Source organism: Streptomyces sp. NPDC029466 (genome assembly GCF_055574515.1).
The window spans coordinates 73240-96935 of record NZ_JBVHZH010000018.1; the positions used below are offsets into that span (position 1 = coordinate 73240).

Genomic DNA, 23696 nt, shown 5'->3' on the forward strand with positions numbered 1-23696 from the left:
CCCGCCCACCCCCCGAAGGGGGGTGGGCGGCGGGGAAAATCCAGGGCCCCGGGCGGCGGGGAAAGTCCAGGGCCTTAGGGGCGCAGGAGAAATCCAGGCTCCCCCCCGGGCCGCAGGGGAAGCCGGAACCCCGCCCCACCAACCGCCCCACTACCGCGTCCGCGCGATCAGATAGCGGAAGACATTCGGCATCCACACCGTCCCGTCCGCCCGCTGATACGGATGCAGCGCCTCCGCGAGTTCCTTCTCCACCTGGCGCTGCTCGGTCACCTCCAGCGCCGCGTCGAACAGCCCCGTCGACAACAGCCCCCGTACCGCGCTCGCCGGATCCGCGTACCCGAACGGGCAGGCCACCCGCCCCGAACCGTCCGGCCGCAGCCCGGCCCGGTCCGCCAGGTCCTCCAGGTCGTCCCGCCCGCTGGGGCGCCACCCACGGGAGCCGATGACGTGGTCGCCGGGGGGATCGGCCAGCCGCTGCGCCACCCGCAGCACTCCGGCCGTGGCACACCGCTCCACCGGGCCCCAGCCGCCGAGCACCACCGCGCTGCCACGCTCCGCCAGCCCGGCCGCCGCGGTGAGCGACGCCGTCAGCCCCTCCACCGTGCTCACACAGCCCACCGGGTGGAACGCCGTGACCACGTTGAACGCGGCGTCCCCGGGCGCCGCGGCCTCCAGACCGCCGCTGACCACGCGGGTGTGCTCCGGCATGCCGTCCGGTGTGAGCCGCTCACGCGCCAGCTCCAGCCGGGACTCGTCCGCGTCCACCCCGCTGACCTGCGCGCCGCGCGCCGCCGCGAGCAGCAGCGCCAGCCCGGACCCGCAGCCCAGTCCGAGCAGGCGGGTGCCGGGGCCGACCCCCAGACGGTCGTACGCGGCTTCGTACAGCGGCACCAGCATCCGCTCCTGGATCTCGGCCCAGTCGCGGGTGCGCGCCCGCGACCGGGCCGGAGCGGGCGGGTCGTCGCAGCGCGTGGATCCGGAGTGCGGAAGCTGGTGCCGCACGAGCGTCGGTGACATCGATAGCGCCCCTATTCGCCGAGAACCCGAAGCTGTTCCGTACCGATCGCCCCCGTGTTCGCGCGTGGTGCGCCCCCGCGATCCAGACAACTGCGCATTCGCCCAAGCGTCCAGGGGATGCGCCGGGGTTGTCTCCCGCGCGCCCCCGTGTGCGCCGGGCCCGCTCCCTGGAGCGCCGTTCCAGCGTGCCCCGGCCGGCGCCGTTCCGCCACGGCAGCGCCCGCCGCCCGGTTCTCCGGACGCCCGCGCCCGACGGGCCTACGGTGGGGTTCGAGCCGGTGCGGCCGTGCACAGGTACGCCCCGTACCATCGCCGCCATGATCGTTGCCTCGGCATACGACCGATACGATCGGCTACGCCATGCGGCGTACGCGGGGATACGTACCGGCTTGCGGGCTGCTGGGCGCCTTCTGCGCAGATCTGCGCACCCCGCCCTCGGCACGACTCATGACCGGAAACTGACTGGTACGTGCAAATTATTTGAGATGCCCCGGAATCGGAACACTCGGCGACCCCGGCTCGTTGTCACGACGTGAGCACGACACCGCCTGTCCTCGCCGCCGAACTGGCGCTCGCCTGGGCCGATATTCAACGGCACCACCCCGAGCTGCCGGATCTGGCCGCGCCCGAGTCCCTGATCGGGGAGTCCTCGTCCGCCTGTGGCGCGGAACTCTCCTTCGAACGGCTGCTCCATGAGGCAGTCCATGGCATCGCCGCCGCCCGCGGCGTCCGCGACACCTCCCGCGCAGGCCGCTACCACAACCGCCGATTCCTGGCGATCGCCGAGGAGTTGGGCCTGGACCACATCGACGAGCCGCACCCCAGCAGCGGCTTCTCCCTGGTCACGCTCAACCCCGAAGCCAGAAGGCGCTACCGCTCCACCATCGAACGGCTCGGCAGAGCCCTCAAGGCACACACCGCCGCCACCGCCACCGACACCACCCGCAGCTTCCGGGGCCCGGCCGCCCGGCACGGCTCCTCCGGAGGCGGCGTCCGCGTCAAGGCCGTCTGCGACTGCGGGCGCAATGTCCGCGTCGTGCCGTCCGTGCTCGCCCAGGCGCCGATCGTCTGCGGCGGCTGCGGGAAGCCCTTCCGGATCCCCGAGGTGGCCGCGGTCGGCTGACCCGAGGGCATGTGGCACAATGGCTAGCTGTACTCGACAGTCGCACAGGACCCCTCTCTCCTCCGGCTGACGCGTCCATCGGGCACCCCGAGTACCGCAACCCCACGTGGCATCCCGTTGTGCCCCACCACGTCAAGACCAGGAGACACCACTCCCGTGGCAGTCAAGATCAAGCTGAAGCGTCTGGGCAAGATCCGTTCGCCTCACTACCGCATCGTCGTTGCCGACTCCCGTACCCGCCGTGACGGCCGGGCCATCGAGGAGATCGGCCTGTACCACCCGGTGCAGAACCCCTCGCGCATCGAGGTCGACTCCGAGCGTGTCCAGTACTGGCTGGGTGTCGGCGCGCAGCCGACCGAGCCCGTCATGGCCATCCTCAAGGTCACCGGCGACTGGCAGAAGTTCAAGGGCCTGCCCGCCCCGGCGCCGATGAAGGTTGCCGAGCCGAAGGCCGACAAGCGCGCCCTCTTCGAGGCCGCCGCCAAGGCTTCCGGCGACGAGCCGAAGGGTGAGGCCATCACCCCGAAGGCGAAGAAGGCTGACAAGAAGGCGGACGAGGCTGCGGCCGAGTCCACCTCCGAGTCGACCGAGGCCTGAGCATGCTCGAGGAAGCCCTCGAGCACCTCGTCAAGGGCATCGTCGACAACCCCGATGATGTGCAGGTAGCCTCGCGCACCCTGCGCCGCGGGCGCGTGCTCGAGGTCCGGGTCCACCCCGACGACCTCGGCAAGGTGATCGGCCGTAATGGCCGTACCGCCCGCGCGCTGCGGACCGTCGTGGGCGCCATCGGCGGCCGTGGCATCCGCGTCGACCTCGTCGACGTGGACCAGGTCCGCTGACAAGTTGAACACCGGCTCGGGCCGGGGAGGGCCCTCGGGCCGTCCCCGGCCTGAGTTCGTTGGTGAGCGTGGATCCACCCTCGTCACCCCCCATCGAGAAACCACGACGGCCCTCGCCGCCTCCGCGGAAGCGGCGGCGGTTCCGCCGCAACAACGGGAGAGAACAGCGTGCAGTTGGTAGTGGCGCGGATCGGCCGCGCCCACGGCATCAAGGGCGAGGTCACGGTAGAGGTGCGTACCGACGAGCCCGAGCTGCGGCTCGGCCCGGGCGCCGTCCTCGCCACCGACCCCTCCTCCGTCGGACCGCTGACCATCGCGACCGGCCGGGTGCACAGCGGGCGGCTGCTGCTGCGCTTCGAGGGCGTCGCGGACCGCACGGCCGCCGAGGCGCTGCGCAACACCCTGCTGATCGCGGAGGTCGACCCCGAGGAAGTCCCCGAGGACCCCGAGGAGTTCTACGACCACCAGCTGATCGACCTCGATGTCGTCACCCGCGACGGCACCGCCGTCGGCCGGATCTCCGAGGTCTCCCACCTGCCCTATCAGGACCTGCTGATCGTCCAGCGGCCGGACGGCAGTGAGGTCATGATCCCGTTCGTCGCCGAAATCGTCCCGGAGATCGACCTGGAGGAGCAGCGCGCGGTCATCGACCCGCCGCCCGGCCTCCTCGACGACAGCCAGGCCGAGATCGCCAGCAGCCGCGAGGACAGCTGATGCGGCTCGACGTCGTCACGATCTTCCCCGAGTACCTGGAGCCGCTGAACGTCTCCCTCGTCGGCAAGGCCCGGGCCCGCGGACAGCTCGATGTGCGCATCCACGACCTGCGTGAATGGGCGCACGACAAGCACAACACCGTCGATGACACGCCCTACGGCGGCGGCCCCGGCATGGTCATGAAGCCCGAGCCGTGGGGCGAGGCGCTCGACGAGATCCTCGCGTCCGGTGACGGGGAACCGGTGATCGTCGTCCCCACCCCCAGTGGCGCCCCCTTCACCCAGCAGCTCGCCGTCGAACTCTCCGCCAAGCCCTGGCTGGTGTTCACCCCGGCCCGCTACGAAGGCATCGACCGCCGCGTCATCGAGGAGTACGGCGACCGCGTCGACGTCCGCGAGGTCTCCATCGGCGACTACGTCCTGGCCGGCGGTGAGGCCCCGGTGCTGGTCATGGTCGAGGCGGTGGCCCGGCTGCTGCCCGGTGTCCTCGGCAACGCCGCCTCCCACCAGGACGACTCCTTCGCCCCCGGCGCGATGGCCGACCTCCTGGAAGGGCCCGTCTACACCAAGCCCCCCGAGTGGCGCGGCCGCGGTATCCCCGACGTCCTGGTCAGCGGCCACCACGGCAAGATCGCCCGCTGGCGCCGGGACGAGGCGTTCCGCCGGACCGACCGCAACCGCCCCGATCTGATCGAGCGCGCCGACCCCGCCGCGTTCGACAAACACGACCGCGCGATACTCGCCGCCCTCGGCTGGTCGGAGGGCGACGACGGCCGATTTGGGCGGACGAGCGGGGCCGTGGAAGAATAGGCCGCTGCTGTGTGCGTCCGGCGCGCGCCCCTGCCACAGGGGGAACGACGCCCGCCCGACGGAACGGCATCCGAAACATCCTTCCCATATCCCGTTGATGACCTGTGGCATCAGCGAAGAAAGCAGTAGGTCATGCACCTTCTCGACTCCGTCGACGCCGCGTCGAAGCGCAGCGACATCCCGGCCTTCCGTCCGGGTGACACCGTCAACGTCCACGTCCGCGTCATCGAGGGCAACCGCTCCCGTGTGCAGCAGTTCAAGGGCGTTGTCATCCGCCGTCAGGGCGCCGGCGTCCGCGAGACCTTCACGGTCCGCAAGGTCAGCTTCTCCGTCGGCGTCGAGCGCACCTTCCCGGTGCACACCCCGATCGTCGAGAAGATCGAGGTCGTGACCCGCGGTGACGTCCGTCGCGCCAAGCTGTACTTCCTGCGTGAGCTCCGCGGCAAGGCCGCGAAGATCAAGGAGAAGCGCGACAACTGAGCCGGGCTGGCCCCGGAGCACGATTTTTTGCGCCGGGGCAACGCAAACCGGCGCTCGCGTACGGTGTCCGGATCCGGCCGGATAGGCTCAGGGCCCGATGGACACCGACGCACAGCTCACGGAGCGCGACCCCTCTCCCACCCCCGACCAGGGGCCGGAGCAGGGGTCGCGCTTCGCGCGTTTCCGCGCCCGTGCGGCCGGTCTGCGCCACCGGCCGGTCACCCTGTTCGCGCTCTGTCTGGCCTTCGTGCTGCTGCTCAGCACGTTCATCGCGCAGCCCTTTCTGATCCCCAGCTCCTCCATGGAGAACACCCTGCGGATCGGGGACCGCGTGCTGGTCAACAAGCTGGCGTACCGTTTCGGCAGCGCACCGGCGCGGGGTGACGTGGTGGTCTTCGACGGCACCGGGTCCTTCGTTCACAGGGAACAGGGGGAGAATCCCGTCACGGGGCTGCTGCGCGGAGCCGGCGCGGCGCTGGGCCTGGCCCGTCCCGCCGAGACCGACTACGTCAAGCGTGTGATCGGCATCGGCGGCGACCATGTGACCTGCTGCGACAAACGGGGACGGATCGAAGTGAACGGTGAGCCCGTGAGCGAGGCGTATCTCCACCCCGGGGACGCGCCGTCCTCGGTGGATTTCGACATCGTGGTGCCGGAGGGCCGGCTGTGGGTCATGGGGGACCACCGCGCCAGATCCAGTGATTCCCGCGACCACCTCGGTCAGCCGGGCGGCGGCACGGTCCCCCTCGACAAGGTCATCGGCCGTGCGGACCTGATCACCTGGCCGATGAGCCGCTGGCGCACCTTCGAGACCCCAGGGACCTTCGACCGGATACCCGCCGCGGCAGGTCCCCATGGGTAAGCGCGGACGCCCCCGCCACGGGAGCCAGGGCGACGGCCCACCGAAGCGGAGCCGGGCGCGGGGGGCCGACCCAACGGGGCAGGGCGAGGAGGCGTACGGCGACCCCGGCGCGGGCGGCGGCCCGCAGGAGACGGCCGGGCACGGCGGACGGCGGTCGGCCCGGGTCGCGACCGGTGGGCGTGCCGCGCGGCGGCGCCAGGCGAAGCGCATCAAGCGCCGCAGACAGCGCTCCTACCTGAAGGAAATCCCGATCCTGGTCGGCGTGGCGCTGGCCATCGCCCTCGTCCTGAAGACCTTCCTGGTCCAGGCGTTCGTCATCCCGTCCGGCTCCATGGAGCAGACGATCAAGATCGGCGACCGGGTGCTGGTCGACAAGCTGACGCCGTGGTTCGGTTCCAAGCCGGAGCGCGGTGACGTCGTCGTCTTCAAGGACCCCGGGGGCTGGCTCAAGGGCGAGCAGATCAAACCCGATAGTGACGGGGGCGCCTTCCAGCCGGTGAAAGACGCCATGACCTTCATCGGGCTGCTGCCGTCGGCTGATGAACAGGACCTGATCAAGCGGGTCGTGGCGGTCGGCGGCGACACCGTCAAATGCTGCGACAAGCAGGGCCGGGTCACCGTCAACGGCGCACCGCTGACCGAACCGTATGTCCATCCGGGCAACCCGCCCTCCACGCTGAAGTTCACGGTGGCCGTCCCCACCGGACGGATCTTCGTGATGGGCGACCACCGCTCGGACTCCGCGGATTCGCGCTTCCACCTGGACGAGCCTTACCGTGGCACGGTCTCGGAGGACAACGTCGTGGGCCGGGCCGTGGTGATCGCCTGGCCGTTCAGCCACTGGCGGCGCCTCGAAGAGCCCGACACCTTTGCGACGGTGCGCGACGCGCCGGGCGCCAAGGCGTCCTCGGCAGGTACGCCGCATAAGGTGTCATCCGAGAGTTTGTCCGTACTCCCGACCCCTGCGGAACTCCCGCTCGTTATGGGAGTGGTGGGCCTGCACCGGTTGACGGGCGGGCGAGTGCGTGGAGTGAGGAGCAGATGTGGGGGACTTGGCGGTCGGCGCGCGGTCCGGAACCGAAGAGCCCGAAGAGCCGGCAGGGCGTGGTGAGGCCGCGGGACCGGCGATGAGTTCCGTGCATCAGTCACCAGCACAGTCAGGGGCGCAGCCGCAGCGTTCGGCCCCGGCCGACGAATCGGACACATCCGATACGTTGGACAGGTCGTCGGGCGAGGAGGTGAGCGGCGGCATGACGAAGGCCAAGAAGCCGCGCGCCTTCTGGAAGGAGCTGCCGATCCTCATCGGCATCGCTCTGCTCCTGGCACTGCTGATCAAGACCTTCCTGGTGCAGGCGTTCTCGATCCCGTCCGACTCGATGCAGGACACCCTCCAGCGGGGGGACCGGGTCCTGGTCGACAAGCTGACGCCGTGGTTCGGCTCCAAGCCGCAGCGCGGTGAGGTCGTGGTCTTCCACGATCCGGGCGGCTGGCTGAACGAGACGCCGACCCCCGAGCCGAACCCCGTCCAGAAGGTCCTCAGCTTCATCGGGCTGATGCCTTCGGCCGAGGAGAAGGACCTGATCAAGCGGGTCATCGCGGTCGGCGGCGACACCGTCGAGTGCCACGGCACCGGGCCGGTCAAGGTCAACGGCAAGGCCCTCAAGGAAGACTCGTACATCTTCCCCGGCGTCACCCCCTGCGGTGACCGCGCGTTCGGCCCGATCCACGTCCCCAAGGGCCGGATCTGGGTGATGGGCGACCACCGTGACGACTCCCTCGACTCCCGCTACCACCAGAACCTCAAGGGCAACGGCACGGTCTCGGAGGAGGAGGTCGTCGGCCGGGCGTTCACCATCGCATGGCCGATCAACCGCTGGTCGACCCTGCCGGTACCGGACACCTTCGACCAGCCCGGGATCAACAAGGCAATGGGGGCGGCGCCGGCCGCCCTGGGTCTGGCCGGCGCGGTGCCGATCGTGATGTGGCGCCGCCGGAGGCTGACCGGAGCGCGTAACCCCAGGTAAGGTGCCGTCCCGGATCTTCGACGCGGGCCGGTTCCGCGGGGTGGGAGCGCTGGGATGAGCAGCAGTACCGAACACAGGACCGACGGCCGCGGCCGGACGACGGGCAGCGTGCTGTCCGGTCTGGCCGTGGCCGTCGGCTGTGTGCTGTTCCTGGGCGGCTTCGTCTGGGGGGCGCTGACCTACCGCCCCTATACGGTGCCGACCGATTCGATGTCGCCCACGATCGCGGCCGGCGCCCGGGTCCTGGCCGAGCGGGTGGACGGCTCCGAGATACGGCGCGGCGACATCGTCGTCTTCAAGGACGACGTCTGGGGCGACCTTCCGATGGTCAAGCGCGTCGTCGGCACCGGCGGAGACAAGGTCGCCTGCTGTACCAAGCAGGGCCGGCTGACCGTCAACGGAAAGCCCGTCGAGGAACCGTATCTCCAGGGCAGCGGGCCCGCCTCTCCCGTGGGCTTCAAGGCCAAGGTCCCCGCCGGCCAGCTCTTCCTGCTCGGCGACCATCGCAACGACTCCCTCGACTCCCGTGTCCACCTCACCGACGGGGACCACGGCTCGGTGCCGCGCAGCGCCGTCAACGCCCGGGTCGACGCGCGCGCCTGGCCCCTCGGCAGTGTCGGCGTGATGCAGCGCCCGGCCGGCTTCGCCGCCCTTCCCGGCGGTATCTCGCAGCCCGGCCCGGTGCGGCCCATCACCCTCGCGGTGGTCGCCGGTGCGGTCCTCATCCTCGGCGGTGCGGCCTACGGGCCGCTCGCCCGGCGCGGGGCGCGTAAGCGTGGCTGAGGGTCGGGGACGGGGCGCCGAGGAGCCTACGGGGCGTGCGGCGGCGGACGATGCTGCGGCCGGCGGTGACGAGTCGGCCGGGCGCCGGGCGGCGGCTGAGGGGCGTGCCGGTGCGGCCCCGGACGCACCGGAGGCGACCGCTGTGCGCCAGGTCTCCCGCGTGGTGCTGCTCGATCCCGACGACCGGATCCTGCTGCTCCACGGCTTCGAACCGGACCGCCCCTCCGACACCTGGTGGTTCACCCCCGGCGGTGGCCTCGAAGGCACGGAGAGCCGCGAAGAGGCCGCCCGCCGCGAGCTCGCCGAGGAGACCGGCCTCACCGACGTGGTCCTCGGCCCCGTCCTGTGGAAGCGCCACTGCGCTTTTCCGTTCGACGGGCGCCGCTGGGAGCAGGATGAGTGGTACTACCTGGGAAGAACCGACCGGACTGCCACGCACACCGGCGGACAGACGGACCTGGAGCGACGCAGCGTCTCGGGACTGAGGTGGTGGACTTGGGAGGAACTGTCCGCATCCCGTGAGACGGTGTATCCGACCAGACTCGTCGAGCTGCTGCGCACGCTGCTCGACGATGGGCCCCCCGATGCGCCGGTGCTCCTGGAGACCGAGCGGGTCTGACGCACAATGGGGGGACGCACGGCTGAAGGGGATCTGCCATGAGCGCCGAGGACCTCGAGAAGTACGAGACCGAGATGGAGCTGAAGCTCTACCGGGAGTACCGCGACGTCGTCGGGCTGTTCAAATATGTGATCGAGACCGAGCGTCGCTTCTACCTCACCAATGATTACGAGATGCAGGTGCACTCGGTCCAGGGTGAAGTCTTTTTCGAGGTGTCGATGGCTGACGCCTGGGTCTGGGACATGTACCGCCCGGCCCGCTTCGTCAAGCAGGTGAGGGTGCTCACGTTCAAGGACGTGAATATCGAGGAGCTCAACAAGAGCGATCTGGATCTTCCGGGGAGCTGAGCCGGCCGGAGAGGCCGGGGCTCGGGGCGGCCCACCGTCATCCGGACGGGTGAGCGGGTTATCCACAACCGGCTCACTGTCCACCAAGATCCAAAAGATCGGGTCGGGGGCGTCACAGTCGGTGCCGGAGGTGGTACCGCATGAACGCCATGCAGGCCGGCCGGCAGGCCGGGAAGAACGCACCGATCACGGAGGCGCCGTCGAGCACGCGCTCCGCGAGGGACCGGAACGCGGCACGGGGGGCGAGCTCGGCGAGCCGCGGGGGAGAGGTCCTCCGGGGGCGCTCGACGAGGGGGCAGGGCGAAGAGCTCGGATCGTGTCCGACGGGCGGGCAGGGCGAACAGCTCGGGTCGCTTGCGACGGGCGGGCAGGGCGAAGAGCTCGGGTCGCTTGCGGCGAGCGGACCGGACGAGGCGAGCAGCGGCGCGGGGCCGGTCGGCGAAGAGGCGCACAGCACGGGTTCGGGGCGGGCGGCGACGGTAACGCCGGCCAGTGGCCGCAAGGGCGGAGCGCCGCCACCGGGACGTAAGCCCCCCGCGGCGGCCGCGCGGACCACCGCCGAGCCATCCGCCGCCGACCCGAGAGACACCGGCCCCACGGCGGCCAAACCGCCCGACACCCGGCGCCGCGCCCTCGGCCGCTACGGCGAGGACCTGGCAGCCCGGCGGCTCATCGAGGCCGGGATGCGGATCCTGGACCGGAACTGGCGCTGCCGCGACGGAGAGATCGACATCGTCGCGGCCGACGGCGACGCCCTGGTGGTCTGCGAAGTGAAAACCCGCCGCGCCGGCTGGTACGAACACCCCATGGCGGCCGTACGCCCCGAGAAGACCGCCCGGCTGCGACTGCTGGCGGAACGCTGGCTGGAGCGACACGGCGGCCCGCCGCCCGGAGGCGTGCGGATCGACGTCATCGGCGTACTGCTGCCGGCCCGCGGCGCCCCGGTCGTCCAGCACGCACGAGGGGTGGCCTGATGGGATTCGCCCGCACCTGCTCCGTCGCCCTGGTAGGCGTCGAAGGTGTCGTCGTCGAAGTCCAGGCCGACCTGGAACCCGGCGTCGCCGCCTTCACCCTCGTCGGACTCCCCGACAAGAGCCTCATCGAGTCCAGGGAACGGGTGCGCGCCGCCGTCGTGAATTCCGGCGCCGAATGGCCGCAGAAGAAGCTCACCGTCGGCCTCAGTCCGGCCTCCGTACCCAAAGGCGGCAGCGGCTTCGACCTGGCCGTGGCCTGCGCGGTCCTCGGTGCCGCCGAGCGCCTGGACCCCCGCGAACTCACCGACTTGATGATGATCGGCGAACTGGGCCTGGACGGCCGCGTCCGCCCCGTACGCGGAGTACTCCCCGCCGTATTAGCCGCCGCCGACGCCGGATACCGCCAGGTCGTCGTCCCGGAACAGACCGTGGCCGAAGCATCCCTCGTCCCCGGCATTTCGGTCCTCGGCGTGCGCAGCCTGCGCCAGCTCATCGCCGTCCTCGCCGACGAACCGGTGCCCGACGAGGAAGACCCCCGGCAAGAAGGCCGCCCCGACACCTCGCTCGCCGGACTGGTCGTGCCCGGAACCAGCGTCGGCGCGGGCCTGCCACCCGGCGACCACACCCCCGACCTCGCGGACGTCGCAGGCCAGCACAGTGCCCGCCGCGCCCTGGAAGTGGCCGCCGCCGGACGCCACCACATCTTCTTCAAGGGCCCGCCCGGCGCCGGCAAGACCATGCTCGCCGAACGCCTCCCCGGACTGCTGCCGCCCCTGTCACCCAAGGAATCCCTGGAGGTCACCGCCGTCCACTCGGTAGCCGGCACCCTCCCGCCGGGTCAGCCGCTCGTCCACCGTCCGCCCTACTGCGCCCCGCACCACTCCGCGACCATGGCGTCCCTCGTCGGCGGCGGCACCGGACTGCCCCGCCCCGGCGCCGTCTCCCTCGCCCACCACGGTGTGCTGTTCGTGGACGAGGCCGCGGAGTGCAGCCCACGTGTTCTGGACGCACTGCGCCAGCCACTGGAGTCCGGTCATGTCGTCGTCGCCCGCGCCGCGGGCATGATGCGCATGCCCGCCCGCATCCTTCTCGCTCTCGCTGCCAACCCATGCCCCTGCGGACGGCACGGCACCAGCAGCGGCGGCTGCGAATGCCGGCCGTCGTCCATCCGCCGCTACCGGGCCCGGCTCTCCGGCCCCCTGATGGACCGCGTGGACCTGCGGATCGCCGTCGAGCCGGTCGCCCGCGCCGAACTGACCGCACTCGGCCGCGGCACGGAAACCACCGCCGCCGTGGCCGAACGCGTCCGGACCGCCCGGGAACGCGCCGCGGCCCGCTTCGCCGGAACACCGTGGCACACCAACAGCGAGGTACCCGGGCACGAGCTGCGCACCCGCTGGCAGGTCCACCCCGGCGCGCTGGCCCAGGCGGAACGCGACCTCGAATGCGGCCTCCTCACCGCCCGTGGCCTCGACCGCGTCCTCCGTGTCGCGTGGACGGCCGCCGACCTGGCCGGCCGTGACCGCCCCACCAAGGAGGACGTCAACTGGGCCCTGGAACTCCGCACCGGCGTACGCCGCGGCGCGCTGACGACGGCCGATGGCGGCGGAAAGCACCAAGAGACCGGGACCGCCCGGTCTCTGCACAAGCAGGGGCAACCATGAACGGCATCGACGCATGGGGCTTCGCCACCGACGAGCCGGAGTCAGCGGGCAAGCACCCGGCCCGCGCCCTCGACCCCACGGCCGGACCCCGCCATGCCGTACCCACGACGACCGAGCCGAGCCCCGCGACCAGCGGCCCATTGTGTGCAGCCGGCGAGGCACCCGACCCGCAGCGCACGGCCCGCGCAGCCCTCACCCGCATCCTCGAACCGGGCGATGAAACCGCCGGCCGCTGGCTGCGTGAGAGGGGTCCGGAGGCCCTGTGGCAGACCCTGTCCGACGACGACGCGGCCCCGCCCCCTGGCGCCAGCCGGGCCAAGGTCGCGGGACTGCGGCTGCGAGCCGCCCGCGCACGCCCCATCGCGGACCTCGACGCCGTCACCGCAATCGGCGGCCGGTTCATCTGCCCCGGGGACGACGAATGGCCCGGCCAGCTCGACGACCTCGGCGACGCCCGCCCCATCGGCCTATGGGTGCGCGGGACGGCCAACCTCCGACTGTGGGCACTGCGCTCGGTCGCCGTCGTCGGCGCCCGGGCCTGCACCGAATACGGCGCCCACCTCGCCACCACCCTCGGCGCCGGACTCGCCGACCGCGGCTGGACCGTCGTCTCCGGAGCCGCCTACGGCGTGGACGGCGCGGCCCACCGCGGCGCACTCGCCGCGGACGGCGCGACCACCGCTGTCATGGCCTCCGGAGTCGACCACCCCTACCCGCGCGGCCACACCGAGTTGATCGGCAGGATCGCTCAACAGGGCCTGCTGGTAGCCGAGTTACCGCCTGGCGACCACCCCACCCGCAGCCGCTTCATCCAGCGCAACCGCGTGATCGCCGCGCTCACCAGAGGCACCGTTGTCGTAGAGGCGGAACTCCGCAGCGGCTCACTCGTCACCGCCCGGCGGGCACAGACCCTCGGACGCTTCACGATGGGCATGCCGGGCCCGGTCACCAGCGGCCTCTCCGCCGGTGTGCATCAACTCCTGCGTGGCGAGGCCGCGGTGGTCACCGACGCCGACGAGGTCATCGAGCTCGTCGGCAGCATCGGCGACCTCGCCCCCGAACGGGAAGGCCGAACCCGCATCCGCGACCTTCTGGACCCCGTCGCAACCCTCGTACTGGAGGCGCTGCCAGCGCGCGGCAGCGCGGACACCGGCCATCTGGCCCAGGAAGCCGGCGTGCCCCGCGATGTCACCCGCGCCAAACTCTTCGAGCTGCTGTCCCTCGGATTCGTTCAAAAGTGCGGTGATCGCTGGGAGTTGGCGCGACGCGCCGAGACGACCGGGCCTTCCCGGCGAGGCGGTACTTGACCTGGGGCGAACGGGTGAAAGGGTGAGGGGAATGACCGCAGAATCCAGGTTTGCCGTGCTTCGTGGCACGGGCCCGACCCATGGGGAGACGGCAATGTGGCGCACGGGACGCACGAGGCCCCGCCCGTCATGTCATCGCGTCCGCCCGCACGGCCCTCCGGAAGCCCGCACCCGGCACCGTGTCCGGATGTCGCCACGCCGTACGAGGTAACTCTGGGGTGCGGGCAGCGGAACGTATCTGCGCACCCACGAACCTGCCTTCCTCGCGCACCGCGACACTGTGGTCACGCTACGCTCACAGGAAAATTCAACCCTCATGCATCCATCCACCCGCGTCTCGGCAGAACGGCTCAAGGCGACGAATGCCCCAGCACACCTCCGGGTCTGACCGTGCGGCTGTACCACCCGCCGCACGCGGCAGCGTGCGCCCCGCTCCGCCCAGCTCACTCGACGAGCTGTGGCGCGCCTACAAGGCGTCAGGCGACGGCAGGCTGCGGGAGCAGCTGATCCTGCACTACTCGCCGCTGGTCAAGTACGTCGCCGGCCGCGTCAGCGTCGGCCTGCCCCCCAACGTGGAACAGGCCGACTTCGTCTCCTCCGGGGTCTTCGGACTGATCGACGCCATCGAGAAGTTCGAGCCCGAACGCTCCATCAAGTTCGAGACCTACGCCATCACCCGTATCCGCGGCGCAATGATCGACGAGCTCCGGGCACTCGACTGGATTCCGCGCTCCGTACGGCAAAAGGCCCGCGCCGTCGAACGCGCCTACGCCACCCTCGAAGCGCAACTGCGCCGTACCCCCTCCGAGGCGGAAGTTGCCGAGGAGATGGGCATCGCACTGGAGGAACTCCACGGCGTGTTCAGCCAGCTGTCCCTGGCGAACGTCGTCGCGCTGGAGGAGCTGCTGCACGTCGGCGGCGAGGGGGGCGAACGGCTGAGCCTGATGGACACCCTCGAGGACACGGCCGCTGAGAACCCGGTCGAGATCGCCGAGGACCGTGAGCTGCGGCGCCTGCTCGCGCGTGCCATCAACACCCTTCCCGAACGTGAGAAGACCGTGGTCACGCTCTACTACTACGAAGGCCTCACGCTCGCCGAGATCGGCAATGTCCTCGGCGTCACGGAGAGCAGAGTCAGCCAGATCCACACCAAATCCGTACTCCAGCTCAGGGCGAAGCTCGCCGACGTCGGGCGCTGAGTCACACGTTGCCGGCGCCGGGTCTTCCCACGCGGTCTCGCCATGCGGAGTGCCACGGCGGGCGTGCCATCCGTAGAGTGGTGACGTGCCCAGGATTCGAGCGGCCTCCGTGGCCGAGCACCGGTCGATGCAGCGCGGCGCCCTCTTGGACGCCGCCCGCTCCCTGCTGTCCGAAGGCGGAACGGAAGCGCTGACCTTCCCCGCCCTCGCCGAGCGCACGGGCCTCGCGCGCTCCTCCGTATACGAGTACTTCCGCTCGCGCGCCGCCGTCGTCGAAGAGCTCTGTGCCGTCGACTTCCCGGTCTGGGCCGCCGAGGTCGAAGCGGCGATGCAGCGCGTCGACACGCCCGAGGGCAAGGTCGAGGCGTATGTGCGCCGGCAACTCGCGCTGGTCGGCGACCGGCGCCACCGTGCCGTGGTGGCCATTTCGGCCGGCGAGCTGGACGCGGGCGCGCGCGAGAAGATCCGCGCGGCGCACGGCGGACTCATCGCCATGATCGTCGAGGCGCTCGCCGCCCTGGGCCACGAGCAGCCCCGGCTCGCGGCCATGCTCCTCCAGGGTGTCGTCGACGCGGCGGTCCGCCGCATCGAACTGGGTGCCGCGGAGGACCCGGGCGAGATCACGGAGGCGGCGGTGGCGATGGCCCTACGCGGGGTTCGCGGCTGACTTCGGGGGCTTCCCCCCGGGCCCCGGCCCACCCACCTCCACCACCTCCACACTCGTTGGCCCCGCAGCCCGCAGCCCGCAGCCCGCAGCCCGCAGCCCGCAGCCCGCAGCCCGCAGCCCGCAGCCCGCAGCCCGCAGCCCGCAGCCCGCAGCCCGGGCGCGCCCCTGGGGTGGGGGCAAGCCGCTGTGCGCCCCTCCTGCCACCGGCGCCCGTGCCTGTGCTTGGCGTGGGCCACTGCCCGTGCGACGTCACCGCCGCCTCGCTGATCGGGCTGCTCTCAACGTTTCGGGCTCACCTGTGCCGTCGCGATCACCGCAGCGTTGGGATCCCGTTTCGCCGCGATCGCTGCGTTCTCGCGCTCACTCACCCCCTCGCCCGACCACGTGCCACGACCGCCTCCGGCCCCGCCGCCTTCGCGGGCTCTCCTCGCTTACCGCGGGCCGGGCCGCTGGAAGCCGGCCGAACGCCCAGATCGCCACGGCCGCGAGTCCGGCCGCTTCTATGAGGGCAGCTGCCGTAGATTCCGAGTTCCTCTCGTGCGCTGTTGGCTCCGGGGGTTCCGGATGCCGGAGAGTGGTGGGGCCGCCCGCCGGTACGGGGATTCCGAAGATCGGCAGTAGTCGGGACGGGCCGCCGCGGAGCATGCTTCGGGGCAGCAGGGACAGTGGGTCCAGGTAGGTCTTGCCGCGGCGTAGGCCCCAGTGGAGGCAGGGCTCCCGGCAGTGGAACGGGCCGTCGTGCTGGAGGACAGCGACTGGCTGGCCGGCCTTGACGCGCTGACCCTTCCGAACCATGGAGCGTACGGGCTCGTACGAGGTGCGTAATGGAGGGCGGCCCGAGCCGGACACCTCAAGGGTCAGGACGCCGCGGCCTGCGACGGTTCCGGCGTAGGCCACCCGGCCGGGGGCCGCGGCTCGCACCACGGCGTCGGCGGAAGCGGCCAGGTCCACCCCGCGGTGCCCGGCTGCCCACGGGGAAGGAGGTGGCTTCCAGCCCCTGACCACCGTCGGCTGTGCGCCCGCAGGTCCCCCCACTGGCCAGGCTCTGTCCTCGTCCGGCGTGGCAGGTGCCGATGGCGCAGCCCCCTCGGCACGCCACCGCACCCCGTCGGCACGCCACCGCACCCCCTCGCCGCGCCCTGCGATCCCCGCCGGATCCACCCCACGCTCCACCCCTCTCCCCACCACCTCGCTCACCGACGGAGGGGCAGCGCTCGCAAGGGCGGGTGTGAAGAGCGTGAGGACCGCGGCCGCGGTCGGGGCCAGCAGGACGCCCGCCGCGTGGGCGGGGAAGAAGCAGCTCGGCCCGTATCCCTTCGGCCCCCCGCGCCGCGGACCCGGTGGCAGAGGCGCGGGCGACCGGAAGCGGGTCGGGGGCGGAGACGAGCAGTGAGACCGGGACCGGTACCAAGGCAGAGGTGGGAATGAGGACGACGATGAGGGCGAGGGCGAGGGCGAGGACGACGGCGAGGGCGAGGAAGAGGATGGAGGCCAGCGCCTGGCGGCCGAAACGGGCCCGGTCCCCCGCCCCGCTCGGGTGCGGGGCCTGGGCCGCCCGCCGCTCGCCGGCCGTCGGAAGCGCCCCCGGAAGCCGGTGAAGGAGGCACGAAAGCCCCTGGTCGGGACCGAATGTCGTCGCGGATTCTGTCGCAGATTTTGCCGCGGATCTTGGCGCGGGCCGGGCCGGTCGTGCGGGCCGGGCGCGGCTGCTCGTCGCGTGTTTCGTCGCATGTGTTGACGGTGACGCAGTCCGTCGCGGTGTGTGGATCTTGGTCTGAAGCTGTGGATGACAGGGCGGTTGTGGACAACGGTGTCACTCGGGTGGGGCTCGAAATGGTGCGTGTCGCCCGGTGCATCGGCAGTCCCGTACACTTCTGGTGGCGATCCGGGTCACCGGGTCGACTTCGCACGCCCCGCCGTCAGTGCACCAGTCCCGTTCGGGCAGCACGACGGCCGCGCCCCTCGGTCCTCGGACGGCTCCGCAAGGTGTCTTCCCCGGCAGGCGCGTCGGGGCGTCAGGCACCGCGGCCGACCGGCCGCAGTGGAACCGAGAACAACAAGGAGTACGGCCATGGCCGTCGTCACGATGCGGGAGCTGCTGGAGAGCGGCGTCCACTTCGGGCACCAGACCCGCCGCTGGAACCCGAAGATGAAGCGCTTCATCTTCACCGAGCGCAACGGCATCTACATCATCGACCTGCTCCAGTCGCTGTCGTACATCGACCGCGCCTACGAGTTCGTCAAGGAGACCGTCGCCCACGGCGGCTCGGTCATGTTCGTCGGCACGAAGAAGCAGGCCCAGGAGGCCATTGCCGAGCAGGCGACCCGCGTGGGCATGCCCTACGTGAACCAGCGCTGGCTCGGCGGCATGCTGACCAACTTCTCGACCGTCTACAAGCGCCTCCAGCGCCTGAAGGAACTCGAGCAGATCGACTTCGAGGATGTGGCCGCGTCCGGCCTCACCAAGAAGGAGCTCCTGGTTCTCTCCCGCGAGAAGGCCAAGCTGGAGAAGACCCTCGGCGGTATCCGCGAGATGCAGAAGGTGCCCAGCGCCGTCTGGATCGTGGACACCAAGAAGGAGCACATTGCCGTCGGTGAGGCGCGCAAGCTCAACATCCCGGTCGTCGCGATCCTCGACACCAACTGCGACCCGGACGAGGTCGACTACAAGATCCCGGGCAACGACGACGCGATCCGCTCCGTCACCCTGCTCACCCGCGTGATCGCCGACGCCGTCGCCGAGGGCCTCATCGCCCGCTCCGGTGCCGCCACCGGCGACCAGAAGCCCGGCGAGAAGGCCGCTGCCGCCGAGCCGCTGGCCGAGTGGGAGCGCGACCTGCTCGAGGGCGAGAAGAAGGCTGACGACGAGGCCCCCAAGGCCGAGGAGAAGCCCGCCGAGGCCCCCGCCGCCGAGGCCGAGAAGCCGGCCGAGCAGGCCTGACCCGCAGCATCCGGCTGATGACGGCGGGGGAGGGCGCCACCGGCGCCGCCCCCGCCGTCCACCCGTAGATCTTTCGACTTCGAGATTTCGAGAAGAGATTCACAGACCATGGCGAACTACACCGCCGCTGACGTCAAGAAGCTCCGCGAGCTCACCGGCGCCGGCATGATGGACTGCAAGAAGGCCCTGGACGAGGCCGAGGGCAACGTCGACAAGGCCGTCGAGGCGCTGCGTATCAAGGGCCAGAAGGGCGTCGCCAAGCGCGAGGGCCGGTCCGCCGAGAACGGCGCGGTGGTCTCCGTGATCGCCGGCGACAACACCTCCGGTGTCATCGTCGAGCTGAAGTGCGAGACGGACTTCGTCGCCAAGGGCGAGAAGTTCCAGGCCGTCGCCAACGAGATCGCCGCGCACATCGCGAAGACCTCCCCGGCCGACATCGAGGCCCTGCTCGCCTCCGAGATCGCGGCCGGCAAGACCGTCCAGGCGTTCGTCGACGAGGCCAACGCCAACCTGGGCGAGAAGATCGTCCTGGACCGCTTCGCGCAGTTCTCCGACGGCTACGTGTCGGCGTACATGCACCGCACCATGCCCGACCTGCCCCCGCAGATCGGTGTCCTCGTCGAGCTCGACAAGGAGAACGCCGAGGTCGCCAAGGGCGTCGCGCAGCACATCGCCGCGTTCGCCCCGAAGTACCTCGCCAAGGACGACGTCCCGGCCGAGGTCGTCGAGGCCGAGCGGCGTGTCGCCGAGGAGACCACCCGCGCGGAGGGCAAGCCCGAGGCCGCTCTTCCGAAGATCGTCGAGGGCCGGATCAACGGCTTCTTCAAGGACGCGACGCTGCTCGGTCAGCCGTACGCCCTTGACAACAAGAAGTCCGTTGAGAAGGTCCTCCAGGAGGCCGGTGTCACCCTGAAGCGCTTCTCGCGCATCAAGGTCGGCATCTGAGCCTGTCGCGAAGGCAGCGAATGACCTACGACCCCGCTAGGGTCGTACGCAGTCGGCCGCTCAACGGCCGGCCGCAGATGTGACGAGGAGGCCATTGCCGCAGAGGGATCTGAACCAGACCCACGGCAATGGCCTTCTTCGTATGTGCACGAGGAGAGCTCAATGATTCACGGTGCCGACGGCGCGCACACAGACCATGCCGGTCACGGCGGCAGGCGACGCTTCCTGCTGAAGCTGTCGGGCGAAGCGTTCGCCGGCGGCGGGGGACTGGGCGTCGACCCCGACGTCGTGCACGCGATGGCCCGCGAGATCGCCGCCGTGGTGCGCGACGGCTACGAGATCGCCATCGTGATCGGCGGCGGCAACTTCTTCCGCGGCGCCGAACTCCAGCAGCGCGGCATGGACCGGGCCCGCTCCGACTACATGGGCATGCTCGGCACGGTCATGAACTGTCTGGCCCTCCAGGACTTCCTGGAGAAGGAGGGCATCGACTCCCGCGTCCAGACAGCCATCACCATGGGACAGGTCGCGGAGCCGTACATTCCGCTGCGCGCGGTGCGCCACCTGGAGAAGGGCCGGGTCGTCATCTTCGGCGCCGGTATGGGTATGCCGTACTTCTCCACCGACACCACCGCCGCCCAGCGTGCCCTGGAGATCGACGCCGAGGCCATGCTGATGGGGAAGAACGGGGTGGACGGCGTCTACGACTCCGACCCCAAGAAGAACCCCGACGCGGTGAAGTTCGACGCGCTCGAATACGGCGAGGTGATCACCCGCGACCTGAAGGTCGCCGACGCCACCGCGATCACGCTGTGCCGGGACAACAAGCTCCCGATCCTCGTGTTCGAACTGCTCGCCGAGGGCAACATCGCGCGTGCGGTGAAGGGTGAGAAGATCGGCACGCTCGTCAGCGATCAGGACACCCGGGCCTGACGGCCTCAACTGCCGTGATTCCGTACGGGCATCGCCCTGTACGGGCGGCAACTCCCGACCGGGGCAGGACCCCGGTACGGGGATGGACAACGGCCTGCCGGTCGGACACCGTGCAGGAGAAGACGCGCGGCAGGGGCGAGGCTCTGCTTCTTACCGAAAAGACCAGGAGCAAGTGGTGATCGAAGAGATCCTCCTCGAGGCCGAGGAGAAGATGGAGAAGGCCGTCGTGGTCGCCAAGGAGGACTTCGCCGCGATTCGCACCGGGCGTGCGCACCCGGCGATGTTCAACAAGATCGTGGCGGACTACTACGGTGCCATGACGCCGATCAACCAGCTGGCGTCGTTCTCGGTGCCCGAGCCGCGGATGGCCGTGGTGACCCCGTTCGACAAGAGCGCGCTGCGCAACATCGAGCAGGCCATCCGCGACTCCGACCTCGGCGTCAACCCGAGCAACGACGGCAACATCATCCGAGTGACGTTCCCGGAGCTGACCGAGGAGCGCCGCAAGGAGTTCATCAAGGTCGCCAAGAACAAGGGCGAGGACGCGAAGATCTCGATCCGCAGCGTCCGGCGCAAGGCCAAGGAGACCCTCGACAAGCTGGTCAAGGACAAGGAGAGCGGCGAGGACGAGGTGCGCCGCGCCGAGAAGGAGCTCGACGACACCACCGCGAAGTACGTCGCGCAGGTGGACGAGCTGCTCAAGCACAAGGAATCCGAGCTCCTCGAGGTCTGATGAACGAGTCTTCCTGGGGGGCCCCGCCCGGCGCCGGTCAATGGGGACCGCCCGACCACGGACCGGCCTCCTCGCTTCGAGGGGCGGCGCCCCCCGCTCCGGCGGGTCCGGTGTACGACTGGGGCGATGCGGCGCAGACTCGGCCCATGCCCTTTGTCCCCGGGCAAGGCGGACACCAGGATGACAACCGGGAACATCGGGATATCCGGGATAACCGGGATCATCTGGACGACCGGGGGGCTGCTCGACGGAGCGGCCCCCTGTTCCGCGACGAAAAGCCGCAGGAGCCCATGCCCACCTCTCTTTCCGGGTCCGACAGCTCGCCGGACTCAGAGAAGCCGAAGAAGAAGAGCGCGGGCCGCAACCTGCCCGCCGCCATAGGGGTCGGCATCGGCCTCGGCGTGATCATCGTTGCGTCGCTCTTCGTCTACAAGCCCGTCTTCATCGGCGTGATAGCGATCGCCGTGGTCGTGGGCCTGTGGGAGCTGACCTCGCGGCTGGCGGAGCGCAAGGACATCAGGGTGCCGCTGGTACCGCTCGCGGTCGGCGGCACCGCCATGGTGGTCGCCGGCTATGTCCGCGGCGCCGAGGGGGCATGGGTGGCGATGGCCCTCACCGCGCTCGCCGTGCTCGTCTGGCGGATGACCGAGGCGCCCGAGAACTATCTGCGGGACGTCACCGCCGGCGTCTTCGCGGCGTTCTATGTGCCCTTCCTCGCGACGTTCGTGGCGCTGATGCTCGCGGCCGAGGCCGACGGGCCGCAGCGGGTGCTGACGTTCCTGCTGCTCACGGTCGTCAGCGACACCGGTGCGTACGCGGTCGGCTGGCGGTTCGGCAAGCACAAGCTCGCCCCGCGTATCAGCCCCGGCAAGACCCGTGAGGGGCTCGTCGGCGCGGTGCTCTTCGCGATGGCGGCCGGCGCGCTGTGCATGGAGTTCCTGATCGCGGACGGCGCCTGGTGGCAGGGCCTGCTGCTCGGCCTCGCCGTCGCGGCCAGTGCGACCCTCGGCGACCTCGGCGAATCCATGATCAAGCGCGACCTCGGCATCAAGGACATGGGCACCCTGCTCCCCGGCCACGGCGGCATCATGGACCGGCTCGACTCCCTGCTGCCGACCGCACCGGTCGTCTGGCTGCTGTTCGTGATCTTCGTGGGCGCCGGCTGAGCGCAAGGTCCTTACGGGCGAGGGCAGGGAGAGGGGTTCCTCTTCCTGCCCTCTTCGGTATGCCATACGCCGCCTACCGGTGCCCGCTGGGCACTCGGCCGACGTCGCGCACCCGTACCCCAGCAGCCCCGCCGGATCCCTACGCGCTCGGCCTCGGCGAGAGCCGCCAACCGCAGCCGCCGTCCGAGGGTGACGGCTTCCACTCCGCTCTCACCTGGGCCGCGCCGGACGATCTGCCACACTGGACCCACCATGCCTGCACCCGGAGAACTTACTTTTGTCGCGCCGCGCGGGGCCAAGAAGCCCCCGCGGCACCTTGCTGATCTCAGTCCCGTCGAGCGTCGTGAAGCGGTGGCGGCGATCGGGGAGAAGCCGTTTCGCGCCAAGCAACTGTCGCAGCACTACTTTGCCCGATATGCGCATGATCCGGCGCAGTGGACCGACATTCCGGCCGCGGCGCGCGAGAAGCTGGCGAGTGAGCTGCTGCCGGAGCTGATGACGGTCATGCGGCACATCTCGTGTGATGACGACACCACGCGGAAGACGCTGTGGAAGCTGCATGACGGGACGCTCGTCGAGTCGGTGCTGATGCGGTACCCGGACCGGGTCACGATGTGTATCTCGTCGCAGGCCGGGTGCGGGATGAACTGCCCGTTCTGCGCCACGGGGCAGGCGGGGCTGGACCGTAATCTCTCGACCGCCGAGATCGTGCACCAGATCGTCGACGGGATGCGTGCGCTGCGCGACGGGGAGGTGCCGGGCGGGCCGGCGCGGCTGTCCAACATCGTCTTCATGGGGATGGGGGAGCCGCTCGCCAACTACAAGCGGGTGGTCGGGGCGATCCGGCGGCTGACGGACCCCGAGCCCGACGGGCTGGGGCTGTCGCAGCGGGGGATCACCGTCTCCACGGTCGGACTGGTGCCGGCGATGCTGCGGTTCGCCGACGAGGGCTTCAAGTGCCGGCTGGCCGTGTCGCTGCACGCCCCGGACGATGAGCTGCGCGACACCCTGGTGCCCGTCAACACCCGCTGGAAGGTGCGCGAGGTGCTGGACGCGGCGTGGGAGTACGCCGAGAAGTCCGGGCGGCGGATCTCGATCGAGTACGCGCTGATCCGGGACATCAACGACCAGGCGTGGCGCGGTGATCTGCTGGGGCGGCTGCTGAAGGGCAAGCGCGTCCATGTGAACCTCATTCCGCTGAACCCGACGCCGGGCTCGAAGTGGACCGCTTCGCGGCCCGAGGACGAGCGGGCGTTCGTCCAGGCCATCGAGGCGCACGGGGTGCCGGTGACCGTCCGCGACACTCGTGGTCAGGAGATCGACGGCGCCTGCGGGCAGCTCGCGGCCTCGGAGCGCTGACCGCCCCGCTGATACGGTGTGGTCGAACAAATGCACATTCCGACAGGGGAGCGCCACAGCGCTGAGAGTGCGGAAGCGTCGTAGTCCTACGGTGCCCGCAGACCCTTGAACCTCGCCCGGGTCATTCCGGGTAGGAAGTTCGGTCGTCACTCATGCTGTTGCGCCCTGCCCGGAGTTCCCTCCCCGCGTCC

General features: G+C 70.6%; 24 protein-coding genes and 1 pseudogene. 23 read left to right on the forward strand and 2 right to left on the reverse strand.

What is annotated here, in order from left to right; all coding sequences use genetic code 11:
- Positions 1-150: 150 nt before the first annotated feature.
- The gene (locus tag ACZ4XD_RS16110; RefSeq protein ID WP_468042516.1) at positions 151-1017 is read right to left on the reverse strand and encodes a methyltransferase domain-containing protein; all 867 of its coding nucleotides are present in this window, start codon (positions 1015-1017) and stop codon (positions 151-153) included.
- Between the two features lie 532 nt (positions 1018-1549).
- On the opposite strand from ACZ4XD_RS16110, the gene ACZ4XD_RS16115 reads away from it, so the two are divergent.
- From ACZ4XD_RS16115 to ACZ4XD_RS16195, 17 genes and pseudogenes are all read left to right on the forward strand, one after another.
- Complete coding sequence (locus ACZ4XD_RS16115) at positions 1550-2140, forward strand: hypothetical protein (RefSeq protein WP_085928598.1); 591 nt, start codon at positions 1550-1552, stop codon at positions 2138-2140.
- 156 nt (positions 2141-2296) lie between these two features.
- Positions 2297-2737 (forward strand): 30S ribosomal protein S16, encoded by a 441-nt coding sequence (gene rpsP / locus ACZ4XD_RS16120; protein ID WP_042149363.1) that lies wholly within the window; start codon positions 2297-2299, stop codon positions 2735-2737.
- A gap of 2 nt (positions 2738-2739) precedes the next feature.
- The gene (locus ACZ4XD_RS16125) at positions 2740-2979 is read left to right on the forward strand and encodes an RNA-binding protein (protein WP_003980229.1); all 240 of its coding nucleotides are present in this window, start codon (positions 2740-2742) and stop codon (positions 2977-2979) included.
- Between the two features lie 168 nt (positions 2980-3147).
- Entirely contained in the window at positions 3148-3693 is a 546-nt protein-coding gene (rimM, locus tag ACZ4XD_RS16130; protein ID WP_398827098.1) for a ribosome maturation factor RimM, read from the forward strand.
- Positions 3693-4502 carry a tRNA (guanosine(37)-N1)-methyltransferase TrmD gene (gene trmD, locus ACZ4XD_RS16135; RefSeq protein WP_468042520.1) on the forward strand — a complete coding sequence of 270 codons (810 nt, stop codon included), beginning with the start codon at positions 3693-3695 and terminating at the stop codon, positions 4500-4502. Before rimM ends, trmD begins: the two co-directional genes overlap by 1 nt.
- A gap of 132 nt (positions 4503-4634) precedes the next feature.
- The gene (gene rplS, locus ACZ4XD_RS16140; RefSeq protein ID WP_018087148.1) at positions 4635-4982 is read left to right on the forward strand and encodes a 50S ribosomal protein L19; all 348 of its coding nucleotides are present in this window, start codon (positions 4635-4637) and stop codon (positions 4980-4982) included.
- Between the two features lie 97 nt (positions 4983-5079).
- Positions 5080-5844 carry a signal peptidase I gene (lepB, locus tag ACZ4XD_RS16145; RefSeq protein ID WP_468042522.1) on the forward strand — a complete coding sequence of 255 codons (765 nt, stop codon included), beginning with the start codon at positions 5080-5082 and terminating at the stop codon, positions 5842-5844.
- Positions 5837-6955 carry a signal peptidase I gene (lepB, locus tag ACZ4XD_RS16150; protein ID WP_468042524.1) on the forward strand — a complete coding sequence of 373 codons (1119 nt, stop codon included), beginning with the start codon at positions 5837-5839 and terminating at the stop codon, positions 6953-6955. Before lepB (ACZ4XD_RS16145) ends, lepB (ACZ4XD_RS16150) begins: the two co-directional genes overlap by 8 nt.
- The gene (gene lepB, locus ACZ4XD_RS16155) at positions 6897-7868 is read left to right on the forward strand and encodes a signal peptidase I (protein WP_468042588.1); all 972 of its coding nucleotides are present in this window, start codon (positions 6897-6899) and stop codon (positions 7866-7868) included. The genes lepB (ACZ4XD_RS16150) and lepB (ACZ4XD_RS16155) overlap by 59 nt, the downstream gene beginning before the upstream one ends.
- Before the next feature lie 54 nt (positions 7869-7922).
- Positions 7923-8651 (forward strand): signal peptidase I, encoded by a 729-nt coding sequence (gene lepB, locus ACZ4XD_RS16160; RefSeq protein ID WP_468042526.1) that lies wholly within the window; start codon positions 7923-7925, stop codon positions 8649-8651.
- 142 nt (positions 8652-8793) lie between these two features.
- Positions 8794-9270 carry an NUDIX hydrolase gene (locus ACZ4XD_RS16165; RefSeq protein ID WP_468042590.1) on the forward strand — a complete coding sequence of 159 codons (477 nt, stop codon included), beginning with the start codon at positions 8794-8796 and terminating at the stop codon, positions 9268-9270.
- A gap of 38 nt (positions 9271-9308) precedes the next feature.
- Positions 9309-9617: a DUF2469 domain-containing protein gene (locus tag ACZ4XD_RS16170; RefSeq protein WP_003980220.1), complete on the forward strand. Its 309-nt coding sequence runs from the start codon at positions 9309-9311 to the stop codon at positions 9615-9617.
- A 623-nt stretch (positions 9618-10240) separates the two neighbouring features.
- A pseudogene (locus ACZ4XD_RS16175) lies at positions 10241-10591 on the forward strand (YraN family protein); the annotation flags it as partial.
- Positions 10591-12255, forward strand: a complete 1665-nt coding sequence (locus tag ACZ4XD_RS16180) for a YifB family Mg chelatase-like AAA ATPase (protein ID WP_468042529.1) — start codon at positions 10591-10593, stop codon at positions 12253-12255. The pseudogene ACZ4XD_RS16175 and the gene ACZ4XD_RS16180, both read left to right, overlap by 1 nt.
- Complete coding sequence (dprA, locus tag ACZ4XD_RS16185) at positions 12252-13562, forward strand: DNA-processing protein DprA (protein WP_468042531.1); 1311 nt, start codon at positions 12252-12254, stop codon at positions 13560-13562. The genes ACZ4XD_RS16180 and dprA overlap by 4 nt, the downstream gene beginning before the upstream one ends.
- 362 nt (positions 13563-13924) lie before the next feature.
- Complete coding sequence (gene whiG / locus ACZ4XD_RS16190; RefSeq protein ID WP_042149406.1) at positions 13925-14761, forward strand: RNA polymerase sigma factor WhiG; 837 nt, start codon at positions 13925-13927, stop codon at positions 14759-14761.
- Between the two features lie 127 nt (positions 14762-14888).
- The gene (locus ACZ4XD_RS16195) at positions 14889-15428 is read left to right on the forward strand and encodes a TetR/AcrR family transcriptional regulator (RefSeq protein WP_468042593.1); all 540 of its coding nucleotides are present in this window, start codon (positions 14889-14891) and stop codon (positions 15426-15428) included.
- A gap of 360 nt (positions 15429-15788) precedes the next feature.
- Here ACZ4XD_RS16195 and ACZ4XD_RS16200 read toward each other — a convergent pair whose 3' ends face one another.
- Positions 15789-17159 (reverse strand): murein hydrolase activator EnvC family protein, encoded by a 1371-nt coding sequence (locus ACZ4XD_RS16200; RefSeq protein ID WP_468042533.1) that lies wholly within the window; start codon positions 17157-17159, stop codon positions 15789-15791.
- A gap of 340 nt (positions 17160-17499) precedes the next feature.
- Between ACZ4XD_RS16200 and rpsB the strand changes: the two genes are divergently transcribed.
- The 6 genes from rpsB to rlmN all read left to right on the forward strand — a co-directional run bounded on the left by rpsB (position 17500) and on the right by rlmN (position 23505).
- Positions 17500-18369, forward strand: coding sequence for a 30S ribosomal protein S2 (rpsB, locus tag ACZ4XD_RS16205; protein WP_042149408.1), 870 nt, complete (start codon positions 17500-17502; stop codon positions 18367-18369).
- 108 nt (positions 18370-18477) lie between these two features.
- Positions 18478-19314: a translation elongation factor Ts gene (tsf, locus tag ACZ4XD_RS16210; RefSeq protein ID WP_468042535.1), complete on the forward strand. Its 837-nt coding sequence runs from the start codon at positions 18478-18480 to the stop codon at positions 19312-19314.
- A gap of 162 nt (positions 19315-19476) precedes the next feature.
- Positions 19477-20247, forward strand: coding sequence for a UMP kinase (pyrH, locus tag ACZ4XD_RS16215; RefSeq protein ID WP_018087130.1), 771 nt, complete (start codon positions 19477-19479; stop codon positions 20245-20247).
- Between the two features lie 175 nt (positions 20248-20422).
- Entirely contained in the window at positions 20423-20980 is a 558-nt protein-coding gene (frr, locus tag ACZ4XD_RS16220) for a ribosome recycling factor (RefSeq protein ID WP_006602824.1), read from the forward strand.
- Positions 20980-22146: a phosphatidate cytidylyltransferase gene (locus ACZ4XD_RS16225; protein WP_181018530.1), complete on the forward strand. Its 1167-nt coding sequence runs from the start codon at positions 20980-20982 to the stop codon at positions 22144-22146. The genes frr and ACZ4XD_RS16225 overlap by 1 nt, the downstream gene beginning before the upstream one ends.
- A 252-nt stretch (positions 22147-22398) precedes the next feature.
- The gene (gene rlmN, locus ACZ4XD_RS16230) at positions 22399-23505 is read left to right on the forward strand and encodes a dual-specificity RNA methyltransferase RlmN (RefSeq protein WP_026169186.1); all 1107 of its coding nucleotides are present in this window, start codon (positions 22399-22401) and stop codon (positions 23503-23505) included.
- The last annotated feature ends 191 nt before the right edge of the window (positions 23506-23696 follow it).